Annotated in this window: 2 protein-coding genes; both read right to left on the bottom strand. The window is 44.5% G+C overall.

Annotated features, from left to right (window positions below):
* A partial coding sequence (locus A3756_RS02480) for a sigma 54-interacting transcriptional regulator (protein WP_156490208.1) occupies positions 1 to 657 on the bottom strand: 657 nt, incomplete at its 3' end.
* Positions 658 to 708: 51 nt separating this feature from the next.
* On the bottom strand, positions 709 to 1,001 hold a 293-nt coding region (locus A3756_RS02475; RefSeq protein WP_231875459.1), incomplete at its 5' end, for an ATP-binding protein.

Raw genomic sequence — 1,001 nt, 5'->3', positions numbered from 1 at the left:
TTTCTCGTGTCCAAATAGCTCGCTTTCAAGCAGGTTTTCAGGAATTGCTCCGCAGTTAATAGCGACAAACGGGTTATCTTGCCTTGGGCTAACTTGATGAATTGCTTTCGCGAGTACTTCTTTTCCTGTCCCGGTTTCACCTAATAAAAGGGTCGTCACATCAGCAGGTGCTATTTTTTCTATCATTCGACAGACTTCTAGCATCTTGCTGCTACTCGCTATAATGCCCGCTAAGCGTGATGAGGATGAGCCTGTTGATAGTTCTTGATTTTGCTTCTCCAGCTCATGCATGCGGAAGGCTCGATCAACAATAAATGAAAGAATATCGGCATCTAAAGGTTTTTGGAAAAAATCACTTGCGCCCAAGCCAACAGCTTTGACAGCATTTTCTTTTTCCTCCCGTCCAGTAACAACGATTACTTTTGTTGTTGGGGCTAGCCTTAGTATCTCTTCGAGCGCTTGAAAGCCTTCGCTTGAACCGCCTGGGTCTGGAGGTAGTCCAAGATCCAGTGTCACGACTTGTGGCTCTTCACGACGGAGTATGGACAACGCAGCTTCCCTGTCTGATGCGAGATGTACGTCAACGCCTTCAAAACACCAACGCATTTGGCTTTGTAGGCCAGGATCATCTTCTACAATTAAAAGTTTTCGTTTCACGTTTAATTACCCGTACAGTCTTTGAAATAGCATTGAAATTTTACCCTTGAATTAACCTTTAGCCAGAGGAATTTTTAAGGTGAAGCAGGTGCCTACTTCTATCTGGCTCGTGACGCTGATTGTGCCGCCTAGTTTTCTTAAATATTCACGGCTTTGGTACACGCCGATTCCCATACCCGTAAGGCCTTTGGTACTTTCAAAAGGCTTAAATAATTGGTTCTGAATGAACTCTTCGCTCATACCAATGCCGCTGTCTTGTATAAAAAGAAAGATATGCTCGGAAGTTTGCTTGCTGGCAATGGAGACCTCTCCTGCTTTGTCGGTCGCATCTATGGCATTTTGAA

It is taken from the genome of Oleiphilus sp. HI0086 (assembly GCF_001635225.1).
The sequence above is the reverse complement of the archived record's forward strand: the minus strand, read 5'-3'. Positions and strand labels throughout refer to the sequence as shown.